Origin of the sequence: Pseudomonas sp. PDM04 (assembly GCF_014851765.1) — a bacterium.
Classification (GTDB): Bacteria; Pseudomonadota; Gammaproteobacteria; order Pseudomonadales; family Pseudomonadaceae; genus Aquipseudomonas.
Genome location: NZ_JACVAI010000003.1, coordinates 703,098 through 721,360 on the forward strand (window position 1 = coordinate 703,098; position 18,263 = coordinate 721,360).

The 18,263-nt window shown below is 61.8% G+C and carries 19 protein-coding genes; 15 read left to right on the forward strand and 4 right to left on the reverse strand.

All coding sequences use genetic code 11. The features are described from left to right. Positions 1-181 precede the first annotated feature (181 nt). Positions 182-1,648 carry a purine-cytosine permease family protein gene (locus tag IB249_RS15265; RefSeq protein WP_192306066.1) on the forward strand — a complete coding sequence of 489 codons (1,467 nt, stop codon included), beginning with the start codon at positions 182-184 and terminating at the stop codon, positions 1,646-1,648. Then, positions 1,641-2,570 (forward strand): PfkB family carbohydrate kinase, encoded by a 930-nt coding sequence (locus IB249_RS15270; protein ID WP_192306068.1) that lies wholly within the window; start codon positions 1,641-1,643, stop codon positions 2,568-2,570. The genes IB249_RS15265 and IB249_RS15270 overlap by 8 nt, the downstream gene beginning before the upstream one ends. Before the next feature lie 102 nt (positions 2,571-2,672). On the opposite strand, the gene IB249_RS15275 is transcribed toward IB249_RS15270, so the two are convergent. From IB249_RS15275 to IB249_RS15285, 3 genes are all read right to left on the reverse strand, one after another. Continuing rightward, positions 2,673-3,053 (reverse strand): Rho termination factor N-terminal domain-containing protein, encoded by a 381-nt coding sequence (locus IB249_RS15275; protein ID WP_192306069.1) that lies wholly within the window; start codon positions 3,051-3,053, stop codon positions 2,673-2,675. Between the two features lie 67 nt (positions 3,054-3,120). Continuing rightward, entirely contained in the window at positions 3,121-3,375 is a 255-nt protein-coding gene (locus tag IB249_RS15280; protein WP_192306071.1) for a hypothetical protein, read from the reverse strand. 40 nt (positions 3,376-3,415) lie between these two features. Next, positions 3,416-3,739: a hypothetical protein gene (locus tag IB249_RS15285; protein ID WP_192306073.1), complete on the reverse strand. Its 324-nt coding sequence runs from the start codon at positions 3,737-3,739 to the stop codon at positions 3,416-3,418. A 297-nt stretch (positions 3,740-4,036) separates the two neighbouring features. Here IB249_RS15285 and IB249_RS15290 point away from each other — a divergent pair, with 297 nt between their 5' ends. The 6 genes from IB249_RS15290 (at position 4,037) to IB249_RS15315 (ending at position 9,807) form a co-directional block, all read left to right on the forward strand. Further along, the gene (locus tag IB249_RS15290; protein ID WP_192306409.1) at positions 4,037-4,519 is read left to right on the forward strand and encodes a GNAT family N-acetyltransferase; all 483 of its coding nucleotides are present in this window, start codon (positions 4,037-4,039) and stop codon (positions 4,517-4,519) included. 178 nt (positions 4,520-4,697) lie between these two features. Continuing rightward, on the forward strand, positions 4,698-5,690 hold the full coding sequence (locus tag IB249_RS15295; protein WP_192306074.1) for a 2-dehydro-3-deoxygalactonokinase: 993 nt from the start codon (positions 4,698-4,700) through the stop codon (positions 5,688-5,690). A 19-nt stretch (positions 5,691-5,709) separates the two neighbouring features. Further along, positions 5,710-6,330 carry a 2-dehydro-3-deoxy-6-phosphogalactonate aldolase gene (locus IB249_RS15300; protein WP_192306076.1) on the forward strand — a complete coding sequence of 207 codons (621 nt, stop codon included), beginning with the start codon at positions 5,710-5,712 and terminating at the stop codon, positions 6,328-6,330. Positions 6,331-6,376: 46 nt separating this feature from the next. Further along, the gene (dgoD, locus tag IB249_RS15305) at positions 6,377-7,525 is read left to right on the forward strand and encodes a galactonate dehydratase (protein ID WP_016770960.1); all 1,149 of its coding nucleotides are present in this window, start codon (positions 6,377-6,379) and stop codon (positions 7,523-7,525) included. A gap of 107 nt (positions 7,526-7,632) precedes the next feature. Then, on the forward strand, positions 7,633-8,943 hold the full coding sequence (locus IB249_RS15310) for an MFS transporter (RefSeq protein ID WP_192306078.1): 1,311 nt from the start codon (positions 7,633-7,635) through the stop codon (positions 8,941-8,943). A 60-nt stretch (positions 8,944-9,003) separates the two neighbouring features. After that, complete coding sequence (locus IB249_RS15315; protein ID WP_192306080.1) at positions 9,004-9,807, forward strand: IclR family transcriptional regulator; 804 nt, start codon at positions 9,004-9,006, stop codon at positions 9,805-9,807. 87 nt (positions 9,808-9,894) lie between these two features. Here IB249_RS15315 and IB249_RS15320 read toward each other — a convergent pair whose 3' ends face one another. Then, on the reverse strand, positions 9,895-11,559 hold the full coding sequence (locus IB249_RS15320) for an electron transfer flavoprotein-ubiquinone oxidoreductase (RefSeq protein ID WP_192306083.1): 1,665 nt from the start codon (positions 11,557-11,559) through the stop codon (positions 9,895-9,897). 547 nt (positions 11,560-12,106) lie between these two features. On the opposite strand from IB249_RS15320, the gene IB249_RS15325 reads away from it, so the two are divergent. From IB249_RS15325 to IB249_RS15355, 7 genes are all read left to right on the forward strand, one after another. Beyond that, a complete protein-coding gene (locus tag IB249_RS15325; RefSeq protein ID WP_192306085.1) occupies positions 12,107-12,856 on the forward strand; it encodes an electron transfer flavoprotein subunit beta/FixA family protein in 750 nt (249 codons plus the stop codon). A gap of 2 nt (positions 12,857-12,858) precedes the next feature. Beyond that, entirely contained in the window at positions 12,859-13,803 is a 945-nt protein-coding gene (locus IB249_RS15330) for an electron transfer flavoprotein subunit alpha/FixB family protein (RefSeq protein WP_192306087.1), read from the forward strand. A 99-nt stretch (positions 13,804-13,902) separates the two neighbouring features. Continuing rightward, positions 13,903-14,730 (forward strand): substrate-binding periplasmic protein, encoded by an 828-nt coding sequence (locus IB249_RS15335; RefSeq protein ID WP_192306089.1) that lies wholly within the window; start codon positions 13,903-13,905, stop codon positions 14,728-14,730. A gap of 9 nt (positions 14,731-14,739) precedes the next feature. Then, on the forward strand, positions 14,740-15,096 hold the full coding sequence (locus IB249_RS15340) for a DUF4398 domain-containing protein (protein ID WP_192306091.1): 357 nt from the start codon (positions 14,740-14,742) through the stop codon (positions 15,094-15,096). Next, complete coding sequence (locus IB249_RS15345; RefSeq protein ID WP_192306093.1) at positions 15,093-15,905, forward strand: OmpA family protein; 813 nt, start codon at positions 15,093-15,095, stop codon at positions 15,903-15,905. Before IB249_RS15340 ends, IB249_RS15345 begins: the two co-directional genes overlap by 4 nt. 211 nt (positions 15,906-16,116) lie before the next feature. Next, positions 16,117-17,556 carry a PLP-dependent aminotransferase family protein gene (locus IB249_RS15350; protein ID WP_192306095.1) on the forward strand — a complete coding sequence of 480 codons (1,440 nt, stop codon included), beginning with the start codon at positions 16,117-16,119 and terminating at the stop codon, positions 17,554-17,556. A gap of 91 nt (positions 17,557-17,647) precedes the next feature. Then, positions 17,648-18,172, forward strand: a complete 525-nt coding sequence (locus IB249_RS15355; RefSeq protein ID WP_192306097.1) for a translation initiation factor 2 — start codon at positions 17,648-17,650, stop codon at positions 18,170-18,172. Positions 18,173-18,263: the final 91 nt, after the last annotated feature.

An 18,263-nucleotide genomic window follows, 5' to 3' on the forward strand; every position in this document is an offset into this window, starting at 1 on the left:
GCAAGCCCGCTCCCAGAGGAAAGGCGCCGTACCTGTGAGAGCGGGCGTGCTGGCGAAGGCCGCGCCACCTGTTTGATTCTTTACCGCAACGGATCGCACAACCACGGCCAGGAACGCCGGAATGTTTTGTCGACTTCCGCATTGCCCACAACCACAAAAATGGCAACAGGAGCACTTTCACATGAGTTCATCATCCGCCGGGCAAAGCGCCGGGCAACTGGAAACCCGGGGTATCGAGCCGGTGCCGGAAGCGGAGTGCAACGGTCATCCGTTGCAGCTGTTCTGGGTCTGGTTCGCCGCCAACATTTCCATCCTCGGCCTGCCGCTGGGGGCCACGCTGGTGGCATTTCGCGGGTTGGCAATCTGGCAGGCGATCATCGTCGCGATCCTTGGTGCCGCCGGTTCCTTTGCGGTGGTCGGGATCATTTCCATTGCCGGTCGCCGGGGGCGTGCGCCGAGCCTGACGCTGTCGCGGGCGATCTTCGGGGTGCGCGGCAACATCGGCCCGACGCTGGTTTCGCTGATGTCGCGACTGGGCTGGGAAACCGTCAACACCACCACTGCGGCCTTCGTGCTGCTGTCGCTGTGCTCGATCCTGTTCGGCTCGCCGGTGGAAGCGAAAAGTGCGCCGCTGCTGACCCTGATCTTCATCGCGATTTTCGTGCTGCTGACCTTGTCGGTGTCGGGACTCGGTCACGCGACGCTGTTGGTGATCCAGAAGTGGGCCACCTATGTGTTCGGTGCGCTGAACATCCTGGTCGGCGGGTTTCTCTGCGCCACCATCGACTGGAGCGCCGTGTTTAACGCCACGCCTGCGCCCATGAGCGCGATGATCATCGGCATCGGCACCATGGCCGCCGGCACCGGCATCGGTTGGGCCAACGCCGGGGCCGACATGTCGCGTTATCAGCACCGCAGCGTCAAGGCCGTGCGCCTGGTGGCATCGGCGGCGTTCGGTGCGGGGATCCCGCTGGTGCTGCTGATCACTCTGGGCGGCCTGTTGTCGGTGGGCAACAACGACCTGGCGTCGGCCACCGACCCGATCGTCGCGATCCGTGACATGTTGCCGACCTGGATGGCTGTGCCGTACCTGATCACCGCGTTCGGCGGCTTGCTGCTGTCGAACAACCTGTCGGTGTACTCCGCCGGCCTGACCACCCTGACCCTGGGTTTGAAGGTCAAGCGCGTATACGCGGTGGTGGTCGATATCGTGGCGATCTTCGCCGGTTCGATCTACTTCATGCTGATCGCTGACAGTTTCTACGGCCCGTTCATTACCTTCATTTCCTTGCTGGCAGTGCCGATCACCGCGTGGGTCGGAATTTTCGTCGTCGACCTGATTCATCGTCATTACTACAGCCCGACCGACCTGCTGGACGTCAGCCCGAGCAGTGCCTACTGGTATCGCGGCGGCGTCGAGTGGCGCGCGTTCGGCGCGTGGGCGGTGGCGATCGTGCTGGGTTTCAGCTTCACCACCATCGGCACCACCGAGCAGACCGTGTGGTTCCGTGGCTGGTTGTCCGATTCGTGGCTGGGCCATAACGGTCTCGGCTGGATCGTGACGTTCCTGGTGGCGGGCGGAATTTACCTTGCACTGGGCGGGGCCAGGGATCGTCGTGCCGCGTTGATCGAGAATGCTCATGCCTAAGATGTTGCACACCGGCCAGGTCATCATTGACCTGGTCATGGCCGTCGACCACTTGCCCGCGCCGGGTGGCGATGTGCTCGCGCAGTCCGCCGTTTTCGAAGCCGGCGGCGGTTTCAACGTGATGGCCGCCGCACAGCGCAATGGCTTGTCGGTGGTCTACCTCGGGCGCCATGGCACCGGCCGTTTTGGCGACCTGGCCCGGGACGCGATGAAGGCTGAGGGCATTCGCCTTGGCATCGCCCAACCTGCCCCACGGGATACCGGCCTCTGCGTGGCGGTGACCGATGCCTGCGCCGAGCGCAGTTTCATTTCCTACATCGGTGCGGAAGGTGAGGTGAGTGCCGAGGAGTTGGCCAGCGTGCCGGCCCTGGCGGGTGACTATGTCTACGTCAGTGGCTACAGCCTCGTGCAGGTCGGCAAGGCCCAGGCGCTGGTCGATTGGGTGCTGGGGTTGCCCGCCGCCGTCAACGTGGTGTTCGACCCGGGCCCGCTGGTGGACTCACCAGACGGGCCGTTGTTGCAGGCCTTGTTGCCGCGCATCGATGTGTGGACCAGCAACAGTGTCGAAGCGCTGAAGGTGACCGGGGCTGCGGACATGGGCGGCGCCCTGGATCGGCTGGCCGGATTGTTGTCGCCGGAGGTGTTGCTGGTGGTCCGTGATGGGCCTCGGGGCTGCTGGATCAGTCAGCGTGGCGCGCGTCAGCATGTGCCGGGGTTCGAGGTCGACGCGGTGGACAGCAATGGCGCGGGGGATGCCCATGCCGGCGTATTCGTCGCCGGGTTGGCGCAAGGGTTGCCGGCACTCGAGGCGGCACGACGGGCCAATGCCGCAGCGGCGTTGGCGGTGACGCGCTGGGGCCCGGCGACTTCGCCGGGCAAGGCTGAGGTGGATGCGTTGATCAGCCAGACGCTTGGCGGCTAGGCGATCGCCTCCGTGAGCAGGCTCGCTTCCACACTGCAACGAGGCACAATGCCGGTCGCACTGTAGCAGCGAGCCTGCTCGCGAAGGGGCAGTCCGTGTCGCTCATTCAGCTTTGCGCAACGCTTCAATCAACGCCTGCTTACGCATGCTTGAACGCCCGGGAATCTTCTTCGCCGAGGCGTCCTTTCTTAAACTTTCAACGGTCTGCTTCTCCCGCGATGCCGTGCTGTCACGCGGATGCCCTTCACGGCTGGCCGCCGCACGCCGTGATGACTCCTTGCGGGCTTCTGACTTGGCCTGCGCCGGTTTCCTGCGGCCCGAACCACCACTGCGCTCACCACCGCCCGACTGTTTGTTGACCGTGGCCCAGGCGCGTGCTTCGGCTTCCTCTTTCGACAGGCCCTTGTGCTCGTAACTTTCTTCGATGTGCTCGGCCTTGCGTTTTTGCTCAGCGGTGTATTTGTCTTTGCTTCCACGAGGCATGGGACTTCTCCTGGTGTTTGCATCGAGGGTCGCCACCGCGTGCGGCGGCGACCTGACTTGGCTGGTGTCAGACGTCCAGTTTGCGCGCCGCCTCGACACCGGCGGCGCTGAGTTTGATCGGCAGATTCAACGAGTGTTCGCCGGCCTCGTTGCACACCACATGACCCTGCTGGATCAGCCCTCGCTGCTGAAGCGTGGCGAGGGTGCTGGCCACGACTTTCTCCCCCCGGTAATTGTCCAGGACCTCCTTGCCCAGGCCGCTCGGGTGAGCGTGCAGCAATCGGGTCAGGACTTCTTTCTCAAGGTTTTCATCAACGTTCATGGTTACCTCTTCATGGCTGTGGATTACTCGCGTGGGCGAATCACTGGTTGGCGCCGCCTTCCGAGCCCGAGCCACCGGTGGTGGTTTTCGAGCCGGTGCCGGAGCCGGCGTTATCGGGAGTGCCGTCGGGAACGTTCATGCCACCTTGACGGCCCGTGTCGTTACCCTGGGTCCGTGGGTCGGTGCCGGTGGACGGTGGCAGGTTGTGATCGACGCCGCCGCCATCGGTGTTGATGCCGGGTGCGCTTTGGATGGCGGGGGACTTGGGCTTCTCGACCGGATCGGTCGGGCCGGTGCCGGCAGCGAAGGTCGTCGAGGACAACAGCGCCGTGACGCCGAGGGCGGTCAATCGGGACATGATCATGGTGTCGTCTCCATTTCAATTGAAGTCCTTACCTGATGTTGGTCCCCCCTTGATTTGGATGGTGCCTGATGAACGACGAACGGTTCAGGTCGCTGCGCAGTTCCGATCCTGAAACGACCCCAGGGCAGGCGACCCAAAGTGATCAGCCTGGTGAGCCATCACGCAAGGCACCGATGGTTATTGATGCCAGGTGAATGGCGGCAGGCGTTAGCTGTTCGGCAGGGCACAATAATCCCTGTGACGCGCGTCGCTCAGCGACTTAACATGGCGTTTTCCATTGATGACGAAGGCCCGTCCATGACCATCGAGATCCGCCCGGCGACCCCGAGCGATGCCCCGCAAATCCTCGGGTTCATCACCGAACTGGCCGACTACGAGCGTGCTCGTCACGAAGTCATCGCCAGTGTCGCCGATATCGAGCGCAGCCTCTTTGGCGAAGGTGCGACCGCCCATGGCCTGATCTGCCTGCGCGACGGCCTGCCAATCGGTTTCGCCGTGTTTTTCTTCAGTTACTCGACCTGGCTCGGCAGTAATTGCCTGTACCTCGAAGACCTCTACATCACCCCGGAACAGCGTGGTGGCGGCGCGGGCAAGACCTTGCTGCGCCATCTGGCGAAAATTGCCTGTGCCAACGACTGCGGGCGTTTCGAGTGGAGCGTGCTGGAGTGGAATACGCCGGCCATCGACTTTTACAAATCGTTGGGCGCGCAGCCTCAGGAGGAGTGGGTGCGCTACCGAATGGATGGTGCCGTGTTGCGCGAGTTCGCCGCAGGCAAGTAGTCCTCGCTGGGATGACGTGAGGATCGCAATGTCCGGCAGCCGCAGGCGCTGCCAAACATTGCGATCTTTTTTTGTCTTCATCCCAATATATGGGAGTAATATTTATATATTGAGATTTAGACCCGGGCAGGTTTATAGTCCAGCTCACTCACTGCCAATAAACAGAACAGGTGAAGCGATGCTGGCGCAATTGATCGCGCTCGATTGGGGGACAACCTCATTACGTGCTTACAAACTCGCAGCAGGTGGCCAGGTGCTCGAACAGCGTTCGCTGTCGTGCGGCATCATGCAGCTGCCTCACACGCCGCGCACGATTGCCGGTCGGGTATGCACCGACGGTTTTGAGCTGGCCTTCGATGAGGCCTGCGGCGACTGGCTGGAGGCCCAGCCAGGCTTGCCGGTGATTGCCTGCGGCATGGTCGGCAGCGCCCAGGGCTGGCGCGAGGCGGCGTACCGCGACACGCCCGCGAACGTCGCCAACCTCGGCACGTCCCTGCAGACCGTGCGCAGTGTCCGCGGCGTCGATGTGCATATCGTGCCGGGTGTGATCCAGCGCTCGCGCTTGCCGAACGTAATGCGCGGCGAAGAGACCCAAGTCCTAGGTGTGTTGCAGAACCTGCCGGTCGCGGCGACCGAGGACCTGCTGATCGGCCTGCCGGGCAGCCATTCGAAATGGGTGGAAGTGGCCGATGGCTGCATCGTGCAGTTCGACACCTTCATGACCGGCGAAGTCTTCGCCGTGCTCAGTGACCACAGCATTCTGGGGCGCACCCAGCAACGCGGAGCGCCCTTCGATGGCGTCGCCTTCGACCGTGGCGTGCACGTCGCGTTGTCGACGGAGGGCGAAATCGGCCCGCTGTCGACGCTGTTCAGTGCCCGCAGCCTCGGGTTGACCGGCGAACTCAGCGCCAGCGCTCAAGCGGATTACCTGTCCGGCCTGCTGATCGGTCATGAGCTGAGTGCATTGGCCGCGGTGCTGCGTCGTCGGCGCTGCAGCGTGCATTTGCCGGCAATCATTCTGATTGGCAACACTCAACTCTGCGCTCGCTACAGCCGGGCCCTGGACGCCTGCGGCTTTTCTCGTGTGACGCTGGCCGAACAAGCCACCGAGCGCGGCTTATGGCAGTTGGCGCTTGCCGCCGGACTGATCTCTCAACATCCATCCCGTTAAACCTGACTGGAGGTCTGACATGCTCAAGCAAGCCCTGGCGCAAAACGGCCTGATTGCCATCCTGCGTGGCCTGCGTCCGCAAGAAGCGGCGGCCATCGGCGAAGTCCTGTATGCCGCTGGATTTCGCGTGATCGAAGTGCCGCTCAACTCCCCCGAGCCGTACGACAGCATCCGCATCCTGCGCAGCACTCTGCCGGCCGATTGCCTGATCGGTGCCGGTACGGTGTTGACGCCGGAACAGGTGGAGCAGGTGAAAGCCGCCGGAGGGCAGGTGATAGTCATGCCGCACAGCGATGCCAAGGTATTGCGCGCGGCGAAAGCGGCGGGGTTGTTCCTGTCGCCGGGCGTCGCCACGCCGACCGAAGCCTTTGCCGCGCTGGCCGAGGGCGCCGATGTGCTGAAGATGTTCCCGGCCGAGCAGATGGGGCCGGCGGTGGTCAAGGCCTGGCTTGCCGTGCTGCCGGCCGGAACCATTCTGGCGCCGGTGGGCGGGATTACGCCGGACAACATGCAGGTGTTCATCGACGCCGGGGTCAAAGGCTTCGGCCTCGGTTCCGGGCTGTTCAAGCCGGGCATGACGCCTGAGCAAGTGGCGGCCAATGCCAAGGCCTACGTCGCTGCCTGGAACGCCCTTCGCTAAGACTTTTGGCGCTGCGAGCGCTGCATCTAACAAGAGAGACAAACAGATGAAAATTACCAAACTGACCACTTTCATCGTTCCGCCGCGCTGGTGCTTCCTCAAAGTCGAAACCGACGAGGGGGTGACCGGGTGGGGCGAACCCGTGGTTGAAGGCCGAGCCCACACCGTGGCGGCTGCCGTTGAGGAATTGTCCGACTACCTGATCGGCAAGGACCCACGCAACATCGAAGACATCTGGACGGTGTTGTACCGCGGCGGTTTCTACCGTGGCGGCGCCATCCACATGAGCGCGCTGGCGGGTATCGACCAGGCGTTGTGGGACATCAAGGGCAAGGCGCTGGGGGTGTCGGTCAGCGACCTGCTCGGTGGTCAGGTGCGGGACAAGATTCGCGTGTATTCCTGGATCGGCGGCGACCGGCCGGCGGACACCGCGCGCGCGGCCAAGGAAGCGGTATCCCGTGGCTTCACCGCGGTGAAAATGAACGGCACCGAAGAACTGCAATTCCTCGACACCTTCGAAAAAGTCGACCTGGCCCTGGCCAACGTTGCGGCCGTGCGTGATGCGGTCGGCCCGAACGTCGGCATCGGCGTGGACTTCCATGGCCGGGTGCACAAGCCGATGGCCAAGGTGCTGATGAAGGAACTCGACCCGTACAAACTGATGTTCATCGAAGAGCCGGTGCTCAGCGAAAACTACGAAGCATTGAAGGAACTGGCACCCCTGACCAGCACGCCGATTGCCCTCGGCGAGCGGCTGTTCTCGCGCTGGGATTTCAAGCGGGTGTTGAGCGAAGGCTACGTCGACATCATTCAGCCCGACGCCTCCCATGCCGGCGGCATCACCGAGACCCGCAAGATCGCCAACATGGCCGAGGCCTACGACGTGGCGCTGGCGCTGCATTGCCCGCTGGGGCCGATTGCCCTGGCGGCCTGCCTGCAACTGGATGCGGCGTGCTACAACGCGTTCATTCAGGAACAGAGCCTGGGCATTCACTACAACGAGAGCAACGACCTGCTCGATTACGTCAAAGACCCGCGGGTGTTCGACTACGACCAGGGCTTCGTGAAAATCCCCAACGGCCCGGGCCTGGGGATCGAGATCAACGAGGAATACGTCATCGAACGCGCCGCTGTCGGCCACCGCTGGCGCAATCCGATCTGGCGCCATGCCGACGGCAGCTTTGCCGAGTGGTGAGACCCCTCTGATCCAGCACCGCCCCGGGTGGGAGAGATCCTGCGCCCACCCGGGGGCGGTGCATCGCTGCAAATCCGACCTCAATAAACATAAAAAGAGGCACCCTCATGCAACCGCAAACCCTCACCGGGCAGGCGTCGTTGGTGACGCCCAGCCGCAAGCGTTTTTTCATCATGGTCCTGCTGTTCATCACCGTGGTGATCAACTACCTCGACCGCAGCAACCTGTCCATTGCCGCCCCGGCGCTGACCAGCGAGCTGGGGATCGATCCGATTCACGTCGGGCTGATCTTCTCCGCATTCGGCTGGACATACGCCGCCATGCAGATCCCCGGCGGCTGGCTGGTGGACCGCGTACCGCCACGCATCCTCTACACCGCGGCACTGCTGCTGTGGTCGATTGCCACGGTCATGCTCGGCTTCGCCGGCAGCTTCATCGCGTTGTTCGTCCTGCGCATGGCGGTCGGGGCCCTGGAAGCCCCGGCGTACCCGATCAACAGCCGCGTGGTCACCACCTGGTTCCCCGAGCGCGAACGGGCGACGGCCATCGGTTTCTACACGTCCGGCCAGTTCGTCGGGTTGGCATTCCTGACACCGGTCCTGGCCTGGTTGCAGCATGAGTTTGGCTGGCACATGGTGTTTGTCACCACGGGCGCAGTGGGCATTCTCTGGGCGGTGATCTGGTATGCGGTGTATCGCGAGCCGCGGGATTTCAAAGGCGCGAACGAGGCCGAAATCGACTTGATCCGCGAGGGTGGCGGGCTGGTGGACATCCAGGCGGAACAAGCCAGGGTCAAGGCCAGATTCAGCTGGACCGATCTGGGCATCGTGCTGAGCAAGCGCAAGCTGTGGGGCATCTACCTCGGACAGTTCTGCCTCAACTCGACGCTGTGGTTTTTCCTGACGTGGTTCCCGACCTATCTGGTGAAGTATCGTGGCATGGACTTCATCAAGTCCGGCCTGCTGGCGTCGCTGCCGTTTCTCGCGGCGTTCGTGGGCGTGCTGTGCTCGGGCTTCTTCTCGGACTTTTTGATCCGCCGCGGGTACACCGTGGGCTTTGCCCGCAAATTGCCGATCATCGGCGGCTTGCTGATTTCCACCTCGATCATCGGCGCCAACTTCGTCGAGTCGACACCGCTGGTGATTGCCTTCCTCGCGCTGGCCTTCTTCGGCAACGGCCTGGCGTCCATCACCTGGTCGCTGGTCTCGACCCTGGCACCTGCGCGTTTGCTGGGCCTGACCGGGGGCGTGTTCAACTTCATCGGGAACCTGTCGGCCATCGCCACACCGATCGTCATCGGTTTCCTCGCCACGGGTAATTCGTTTGCGCCGGCCATTACCTATATCTCTGTTCTGGCATTGATCGGTGCACTTTCCTACATCTTGCTGGTAGGGAAGGTCGAGCGTATCAAGTTGTAGTCGTGGCCCCCGGGCGACCATAATGCCGCCCGTTCTCTCGCTCAACGGTAAAGGCTGGATATGCAGGAAGACGCTGCAAAAAACACCAAGGACGCCGCGCCAACCGGTACCCAGACCCTGCTTCGGGGGCTGGGTGTGGTGCAGGCCGTGGCCAGTGGCGCCCGTGATCTCAAGGAAATCGCCCGGCTGATCGGCACTACACGCAGCACCACCCATCGCCTGGCCAGCTGCCTGGTGGACGAGCGCTATTTGCGAGTGGTGCCGCAGATCGGCTATCTGCTGGGGCCGAAGTTGATCGAACTGGGTTTTCAGGCCCGTGAAGAGCTGCCGCTGGTGACGCTCGCCGGACCGTATCTGGATGAGTTGTCGGCGTTGACCGGTGACACCATCCACCTGGCGATCCGCGAGGGTGACGAGGTGCTTTACCTGCACAAGAATCCGGGGCGCAACGGCCCGGAAATGCGTTCGCGGGTCGGCCATCGCATGCCGTTGGCACGTACCGGGATCGGCAAGGCCCTGATGCTCGACGATGCGCAGGAAGAATGGCAGCGGCTGTATGAAGTCAGTCTGCCGGCCGGTGGGAAAAATCAGTTCTGGCCGCAACACCCGGAGCAATCCTGGGAGCAGTTCCGCCAGCGCATGGTCGAGTACGTGGCGGGCGGTTATGCCTTCGACCTGGAAGACAACGAACCGTCGATCCGCTGTGTCGCCGCACCGATCCGCGATGCCAGCCGACGCATTGTGGCGGGCATCAGCATTGCCAGCACCGTACCGTACATGCCGCTGGAAAAAATGGCCGAGCTGATCCCCCTCATCAAAGGTGTGACGGCACGGCTGTCGGCGGAGCTGGGCCTCAAGGTCTGACACACGCCCGCCTGCAATATGGTGTGCCCTGAATGGCGGGCAACAAAAAGGCCCCCCTCAGGGAGCCTTGATGTTCAGGCGGTTGGCTTACATGTTCGGGTAAGTCGGGCCGCCGGCACCTTCCGGTGTCACCCAGGTGATGTTCTGTGCAGGGTCCTTGATGTCGCAGGTCTTGCAGTGAACGCAGTTCTGGGCATTGATCTGGAAGCGCTTCTCGCCGTCTTCCTGGGTCACCACTTCATACACGCCGGCCGGGCAGTAACGCTGGGCCGGTTCGTCGTACAGCGGCAGGTTCTTGCTGAGTGGAATGCTCGGGTCGGTCAGCTTCAGGTGGCACGGCTGTTCTTCTTCGTGGTTGGTCCCGGAGATGAACACCGAGCTCAATTTGTCGAAGCTGAGTTTGCCGTCGGGTTTTGGATAGTCGATCTTCTTGCAGTCGGCCGCGAGCTTGAGGCAGGCATAGTCTGGCTTGTTGTCGTGCAGGGTGAACGGCAGCTTGCCGCCGAAGATGTTCTGGTCCAGCCAGTTGAAACCGCCGCCGACGATGGCGCCGAACTTGTGGATGGCGGCGCCGAAGTTGCGGCTGCCGAACAGCTCTTCGTGGAGCCAGCTGTTCTTGAACGCATCGACGTAGGTGGTCAGTTCTTCGGTGCCGTCCTTGTCGGCGAACAGCGCGTCAGCTACGGACTCGGCGGCGAGCATGCCCGACTTCATCGCCGTGTGGCTGCCCTTGATCTTGGCGAAGTTCAGGGTACCGAGGTCGCAACCGATCAGTGCACCGCCCTTGAACACCATCTTCGGCAGCGAGTTCAGGCCACCCTTGCAGATCGCGCGGGCGCCGTAGCTGATGCGCTTGCCGCCTTCAAGGTATTGCTTGAGCACCGGGTGATGCTTGAGGCGCTGGAATTCGTCGAACGGCGACAGGTAGGTGTTGCTGTAGGAAAGATCGACGATCAGGCCAACGAACACCTGGTTGTTTTCCAGGTGATAGAGGAACGAGCCACCGGTGTTCTCGGTGCCCATGATGTCCATCGGCCAACCCGCGGTGTGCACCACCAGGCCAGGCTGATGCTTGGCCGGATCGATTTCCCAGATTTCCTTGAGGCCGATGCCGTAGTGCTGGGCGTCGGCATCGCTGTCCAGGTTGTAGCGCTTGATCAGTTGCTTGCCGATGTGACCGCGGCAACCTTCGGCGAACAGCGTGTACTTGCCACGCAGTTCCATGCCCGGTGTGTACAGGCCGTCTTTGGGATGGCCTTCACGGTCGACACCCAGGTCGCCGGTGATGATCCCGCGCACCACGCCGTTTTCGTCGATCAGCGCTTCCTGGGCGGCGAAGCCTGGGTAGATTTCCACGCCCAGGTTCTCGGCCTGTTGGGCCAGCCAGCGGCACAGGTTACCCAGGGAAATGATGTAGTTGCCTTCGTTGTGCATGGTCTTGGGCACGAAGAAGTCAGGGATTTTCTGCGCGCTTTCAGCGTTCTTGAGCACGTAGATGTCGTCACGGGTGACCGGCGTGTTCAGCGGGGCGCCGAGTGCTTTCCAGTCCGGGAACAATTCGTTCAGGGCGCGTGGTTCGAACACGGCACCGGACAGGATGTGAGCCCCCACTTCAGAGCCTTTTTCGACCACGCAGACGCTGATTTCCTTACCGGCTTCAGCGGCCTTCTGCTTCAATCGGCAGGCAGCGGAAAGACCAGCGGGGCCGGCACCGACGATGACGACGTCGAATTCCATGTATTCGCGTTCCACAGGTTTTCTCCTACTCAAGGCTCAACGGTTTTTTTTCTGATTGGAGGTTTGGTGTCGCATCCATGAATCCCTGCGCGAGCGGGGAAGAGGACAATCGATGAGCCACCTTTCTCTCTGGGTGGCGCATTATATCTACACCACTCTCAGCGTCCAATACAAACGTTTGTTTGAAATGGCTCAAAGCCAGAGAAATCAAAGTCACGCGGCTTATGAACGGCTATTTTGCCGTATTGACCGGAATAGGCGTTCCGGTCAAGATACGGTCGGTTTTGCGCTCGCCGTAGGCTGACTGGTGGTTTCAAGAGCACCTCTAAAGACAGGGCGATGGCAGTGCAAGGTGATGTGCCGCGCGGGTTTGCCACGCAGTTTACACGCCGTTAAATGCAATGACCGATCAGTCACCACTGACGAACGGTCACGTGCAACATGAGCGGCGATCACTTGACACAGAGGCCGGCGTTTTTAGAGGTGCCCTTGCGCCCGATGAGCATCAACCGCCAGGTACGCCTAGGCGACTTTCTTTTCACCGGAGAGTAACGAGGAATCCATGAAGGTTCTTGTAGCTGTCAAACGCGTTGTGGATTACAACGTCAAGGTCCGCGTCAAGGCGGACAATTCCGGCGTCGACCTCGCCAACGTGAAGATGTCGATGAACCCTTTCTGCGAAATCGCAGTGGAAGAAGCCGTACGCCTGAAAGAGAAAGGCGTTGCGACTGAAATCGTCGTCGTCTCCGTCGGCCCGTCCACCGCTCAGGAGCAACTGCGCACCGCGCTGGCCCTGGGTGCCGACCGCGCCATCCTCGTCGAATCCGCTGAAGATCTGACCTCCCTGGCCGTTGCCAAGCTGTTGAAGGCCGTTGTCGACAAGGAACAGCCGCAGCTGGTGATCCTTGGCAAACAAGCCATCGACAGTGACAACAACCAGACCGGCCAGATGCTCGCGGCCTTGAGCGGCTACGGTCAGGGCACCTTCGCGTCGAAAGTCGAAGTGTCCGGCGACAGCGTTGCCGTGACCCGCGAAATCGACGGCGGCGCGCAGACCGTTTCCCTGAAACTGCCGGCCATCGTCACCACCGACCTGCGTTTGAACGAGCCGCGCTACGCGTCCCTGCCAAACATCATGAAAGCCAAGAAGAAGCCTCTCGAGACGCTGACTCCGGACGCTTTGGGCGTTTCCACCGCCTCCACCAACAAGACCGTGAAAGTCGAAGCGCCTGCTGCACGCAGCGCGGGTATCAAGGTCAAGTCGGTGGCTGAACTGGTCGAGAAACTGAAAAACGAAGCGAAGGTAATCTGATCATGACTATCTTGGTAATCGCTGAACACGACAATAAAGTGCTGGCCCCGGCCACGCTGAACACCGTGGCTGCCGCTGCCAAAATCGGCGGCGACATCCACGTTCTGGTCGCCGGCCAGGGCGCGGGCGCCGTGGCTGAAGCCGCTGCGAAAATCGCGGGCGTGAGCAAAGTCCTGAATGCTGACAACGCCGCTTACGCGCATCAGCTGCCGGAAAACGTCGCTCCTCTGGTTGCAGCTCTCGTCCAAGAAGCAGGGGCTGCGGGCTACAGCCACATCCTGGCTGCCGCCACTTCCAACGGCAAAAACATCCTGCCGCGTGTGGCCGCCGCTCTGGACGTCGACCAGATCTCCGAGATCATCTCGGTAGAGAGCGCCGACACCTTCAAGCGTCCGATCTACGCCGGTAACGCGATCGCCACCGTGCAGTCGAGCGCCGCCGTCAAGGTGATCACCGTGCGTGCCACCGGTTTCGACCCGGTTGCCGCTGAAGGGGGTTCCGCTTCGGTTGAAGCCGTTGCTGCTGCTCACGACGCTGCGATCTCCAGCTTCGTTGGCGAAGAGCTGGCGAAATCGGACCGTCCGGAACTGACCGCTGCCAAGATCGTCGTTTCCGGCGGTCGCGGCATGCAGAACGGCGACAACTTCAAGCACCTGTACGCCCTGGCCGACAAGCTGGGCGCGGCGGTTGGTGCTTCCCGCGCTGCCGTCGACGCAGGTTTCGTGCCCAACGACATGCAGGTCGGTCAGACCGGCAAGATCGTTGCTCCACAGCTGTACATCGCGGTCGGTATCTCCGGCGCGATCCAGCACCTGGCCGGCATGAAAGACTCCAAGGTGATCGTGGCGATCAACAAGGACGAAGAAGCGCCGATCTTCCAGGTGGCCGATTACGGCCTGGTGGCTGACCTGTTCGAAGCCATCCCGGAGCTCGAGAAGCTGGTCTAATCCAGTCGCTTGACCTATAAGAGAGCCCGACCTTCTGGTCGGGCTTTTTTTTGCTGTTGATTTTGCGTTTGCTTCTGCAGGACCGAACGGGGGATGACCATGGATCTGCGTTTGATATTGAGCGTGCTGGGATTGACGCTGTTACCGGGCCTGTCCGTTGCGGCAGGCAAGTGCGAGCGCCTGGTGGTCACCGGCAGCCCGGATGCGCCGCCGTACCTGTGGCAGGATCCGCAGGACCCCAAGCACCTGATCGGCGCCAGTGCCGACCTGTTGCAGCAGGTGGCAGGGGAGTTGGGGGTCAAGGTCGAGTTGCTGTATGCCGGTAAGCGCGCTCAGGCCCTGGAAGAGGTGCGCAGCGGGCGCATGGACATGCTGGCGGATGCGCCGTTGACGATCAACGAGTTGCAGAGCCTGGACTACATCCATCCGCCGCTGTTGGAAAACGATTACCTCGTCTGGACCCGAAAGGACTCGCCGTTGGTTTACAACGAAGTACAGGACCTTCACGGACATCCCGGTGCACTGTCGGAAAAGTCCCGGATAACCCCGGAATTTGCACTGTTCGCAGAACAGCACCTGGCCCTTGCCCGCACGGCGAACCTGACCCAGGCGTTTCAAAAGCTGCTGCTGGGGGAGGTGGAATACGTGGTTGCCGGACGCTACTCGGGTATGGCGGTTGCGCAGACTTTGAGCATGGCCAATGACCTGGTGGCGCATCCGCAGCCGGTCGACAAACCCGGCCTGTTCCTGGCGGTTTCCCATAACTCGGCCTGCAACGATCCGTGGTTGCGCGGACAGCTGGCCAAAAAGATGACAGAATTGCCCGCGTCCGGACTGACGCAAGCCGCGCTGTTGCGCAACATCGAGCGCTGGAAAACCCAGCTCTCCCAACCGCCGCAGGCCCCCGTCAGTGCCCCAAAACAGTAGGGATTTTTAGTGAGTATTCGACCTCTTTTCGCTGCCCTGGCCGTTCTGGCCCTGGCGGGGTGTGCAGCCGATCCAGCCCCCAATGAACAGTTCCGCCTGACCGAGCAGGCTCTGGCACAGGCCAAGGCCGTGGGCGCCACTGCCGACGACGTGCCGGAAATGAAACTGGCGGAAGACAAGTTCAGTCGCGCCCAGGGCGATATGGCCGATCAATCCTACAAGCATGCGCGGATGCGTTCTGAACAAGCCGAACTGGACGCTCGCCTGGCCGAAGCCAGGGTGCTGACCCTCAAGAGTGAGGAGCAGCTGAAGATGCTCAATGCCCGCATCACTCGACTGCGCAAGCAAGTGGGGGATGCCCAATGAACCTCAACTCCAAGGTTGCAGCGGCCCTGATCCTCGCCGGTTGCATCAGTCTCTGCGGCTGCGCCGGTCAGCGCAGCGAAGCCGCATTGCAGGATGCGAGCAACGATTTCCAGAAGGTCAAGGAAGATGCCAACGTGCTGCGCATCGCGCCAAAGGACGTGATCCGTGCCGGCGAGTCCCTGGCGCGCGCCGATCGTTTATCCAGTTACTGGGGCAGCGGTTCGGACGTGGTGCACTATGCCTACCTGAGCAGCCGCTACAGTGAAATCGCCCGGGAGCACACCAACCTGGTGCTCAACGAAGAGCGCGCGGCAAAGCTCGAGCTCGAGCGCCAACGCCTGCAACTGGCGTTGCGTGAGTCCAAGCTGTTCAGCGTACAGCAGCAGGGCAAGTGGCTCGAAGAACAGATTGTCGCGCTCGCCACCACCCAGACCGACCGTGGCCTGGTGATGACCCTGGGCGATGTGCTGTTCGATACCGGCGAAGCGGAACTGAAGAACTCGGCCAACCGTGTGGTGTTGAAGATCGTCCAGTTTCTGCAGCTCAACCCCAAGCGCGTCGTACGCATCGAGGGTTATACCGACAGTACCGGTGGCAAGCAGGAAAACCTCAAGCTGTCCCGGGACCGTGCGCAATCGGTGGCCGATGTGCTGATGGACCTGGGCATCGACGACAAGCGTATTCAGGTCGAAGGTTACGGCGACGAATACCCGGTGGACGTGAACGCATCCGAACGGGGACGTGCGCAGAATCGTCGAGTGGAAATCGTGTTCTCCGACGAAAAAGGCCAGCTCGGCGCCGCCCGCTGAGGACGGCGTCACTGGAAAACCCGGCCTGTCCGTCAGTGCCGGGTTTTTTTGCGCTTGCCAACCGCCTCACAGGCTTGATGGAAGCAGTACAGATTTTGCTGACACTGCACTGTACTGTCGACTATTGTGGTAACTGTCCCCGTACACTTTTAAACTGTTCCGGTATTGTTTCACACAAGAATAAAATGCCCGTGAAATCGAGTGCTGCGTCATGACCAACCTCTTGCTCTACCAACGTATTGCTCAACAACTGGCCGAAGACATCCGCCGCGGTGTCTATCAACCGGGGGAGCGCGTGCCTTCGGTGCGCAAGATGAGCTCGCAGCTCAACGTCAGCCATGCCACGGTGTTGCAGGCCTACGCCAACCTCGAGGATCAGGGGCTGATCCGTGCCCGGCCGCAGTCGGGTTACTATGTCCACCAGACCCCGGCCCTGACGGCACCGACGCCGGATATCGCCCGGGTCGAGCGCCCGGGGCTGGTCACCCGCAGCAGCATCATCCAGCAGGTCCTGGTCGAGTCGCGCCGCGAAGGGGTGTTCCCGCTGGGCGCGGCGGTGCCCAGCGTTGACTACCTGCCGGTACGCGCGCTGCACCAGCAACTGGCCAAGGTCACCCGCTTCCATAGCCCGCGGGCGTTCAGCTACATGTTCAGCCCCGGTTTCGAGCCGTTGCGCCGCCAGGTGGCGATTCGCATGCGCGATGCCGGCGTGGTGGTCGATCCGTCCGAAGTGGTGATCACCCACGGTTGCGTCGATGCGCTGCAAATGTCGCTGCGCGTGCTGACCCGGCCGGGCGATCTGATCGCCGCCGAGTCGCCGACCTACTACGGGTTGCTGCAACTGGCTGACCTGCTGGGCCTGAAAGTCATCGAGATCCCCAGCGATCCGGCCACCGGCATGAGCCTGGAGGCGTTGCAACTGGCGGCCAACCAATGGTCGATCAAGGCGCTGGTACTGACGACCCGCCTGGGCAATCCGCTGGGGGGCACCATGCCCGAAGAGCGGCAGAAACAATTGCTGCGCCTGGCGTCGGATTTCGATATCCAGGTCGTCGAGGACGACATCTACGGCGAATTGATGTTCGAACAGGGCCGGACCAAGGCGCTGAAGGCCTACGACCGGCTGGATCGGGTGATCTATTGCTCGAGCTTTTCCAAGACCCTGTCTCCGGGTGTACGGATCGGCTGGATGATCGCCGGCAAGTACCAGCAGGAAATCCAGCGTCTGCAGACATTCAGTACGCATTCGGCCTGCAGCGTCACGCAGATGGGGATCGCCGCCTACCTGGAAAACGGCGGTTATGACCGGCATCTACGCTTCATTCGCCAGGAATACCGCAAGAATCTCAGCGCCTTCCAGCTCGCGGTGCAGCAGTATTTCCCGGAAGGCACGCAGATGACCCGGCCGACCGGAGGATTCATTCTGTGGGTGAGCCTGCCGGGCAGGGTCAACACCCAGGAGCTGCATGTGCGTGCCCTGCAACAAGGCATCAGCATTGCGCCGGGACTGATTTTCAGTAACACCGAGCAATTCAATCACTGCATTCGGCTCAACTGCGGTACGCCGTGGAACCGCGAGGCCGAGCGGGCCTTGATGACCCTTGGCATGCTTGCCACACAACTGTGTCAGGAGACGGCCGGCAACTTTTGAAAAAAAGCCGCGCCCGACCGAGCTTGTCTTGTTGCCTCCAACAAGCGAGCATATGGCCCTCTGCCGATGCGCCGTGAACTCCGTAGGGTCCATGAAACCGATTCTTTTCTCTGTGTGCCTGGCGATCTTTCTGTCACTGACCGTCCAGGCGCAACGCGTGATGGCGGCTGCCGTCCAGGAAAAACCTGCGGCGAGCGCCACCTCGAAAAAAGTGGCGCCGACCAAGGTCGCCCCGGTCAAGAAGGCCTCTGCAGTGAAGCAAGCGGCGCCGGCCAAACAGGTCACGCCCGCCAAAAAGAGCGCCGCCAAGGTGAAAAAGCGCCCGCCGATTGCCGCCAAGTCCAAACCCGCCAGTGAGATCGTGAAAACCCCGCTGCCTTCGGCGAAACTGGATTTGAGCCTGCCCGAGGACATGGCCGAGGAACTGAAACCGGTGGGTACCGTGCCCTTGCCCAGGCACGATGGCGTGCTGCCGCAGATGTTCGGTGACAAGACCGGCAGCTCGCCATTTCAGCTCAACGGGCGGCTGATCAGCAACGAAATGCAACTGCAACTGCGTAACGAAGAGCGCCGTGAAGTCGAAGGCGCCGCGCTGGAGTTCGAATTCAAGCGCTAATGTCCCGCCTTCTGTGACCCGTGCGCCAGACGCTTTGTCGGAGACTGGTCAGTCACGTTCGATTGAGCGTAAAAACCCGCTGCCAGGTAAT

Coding starts and splice junctions, on each gene's coding strand:
- IB249_RS15265 (WP_192306066.1), top strand. CDS start 182: ATGAGTTCATCATCCGCCGGGCAAAGCGCCGGGCAACTGGAAACCCGG.
- IB249_RS15270 (WP_192306068.1), top strand. CDS start 1,641: ATGCCTAAGATGTTGCACACCGGCCAGGTCATCATTGACCTGGTCATG.
- IB249_RS15275 (WP_192306069.1), bottom strand. CDS start 3,053: ATGCCTCGTGGAAGCAAAGACAAATACACCGCTGAGCAAAAACGCAAG.
- IB249_RS15280 (WP_192306071.1), bottom strand. CDS start 3,375: ATGAACGTTGATGAAAACCTTGAGAAAGAAGTCCTGACCCGATTGCTG.
- IB249_RS15285 (WP_192306073.1), bottom strand. CDS start 3,739: ATGATCATGTCCCGATTGACCGCCCTCGGCGTCACGGCGCTGTTGTCC.
- IB249_RS15290 (WP_192306409.1), top strand. CDS start 4,037: ATGACCATCGAGATCCGCCCGGCGACCCCGAGCGATGCCCCGCAAATC.
- IB249_RS15295 (WP_192306074.1), top strand. CDS start 4,698: ATGCTGGCGCAATTGATCGCGCTCGATTGGGGGACAACCTCATTACGT.
- IB249_RS15300 (WP_192306076.1), top strand. CDS start 5,710: ATGCTCAAGCAAGCCCTGGCGCAAAACGGCCTGATTGCCATCCTGCGT.
- dgoD (WP_016770960.1), top strand. CDS start 6,377: ATGAAAATTACCAAACTGACCACTTTCATCGTTCCGCCGCGCTGGTGC.
- IB249_RS15310 (WP_192306078.1), top strand. CDS start 7,633: ATGCAACCGCAAACCCTCACCGGGCAGGCGTCGTTGGTGACGCCCAGC.
- IB249_RS15315 (WP_192306080.1), top strand. CDS start 9,004: ATGCAGGAAGACGCTGCAAAAAACACCAAGGACGCCGCGCCAACCGGT.
- IB249_RS15325 (WP_192306085.1), top strand. CDS start 12,107: ATGAAGGTTCTTGTAGCTGTCAAACGCGTTGTGGATTACAACGTCAAG.
- IB249_RS15330 (WP_192306087.1), top strand. CDS start 12,859: ATGACTATCTTGGTAATCGCTGAACACGACAATAAAGTGCTGGCCCCG.
- IB249_RS15335 (WP_192306089.1), top strand. CDS start 13,903: ATGGATCTGCGTTTGATATTGAGCGTGCTGGGATTGACGCTGTTACCG.
- IB249_RS15345 (WP_192306093.1), top strand. CDS start 15,093: ATGAACCTCAACTCCAAGGTTGCAGCGGCCCTGATCCTCGCCGGTTGC.
- IB249_RS15350 (WP_192306095.1), top strand. CDS start 16,117: ATGACCAACCTCTTGCTCTACCAACGTATTGCTCAACAACTGGCCGAA.
- IB249_RS15355 (WP_192306097.1), top strand. CDS start 17,648: ATGAAACCGATTCTTTTCTCTGTGTGCCTGGCGATCTTTCTGTCACTG.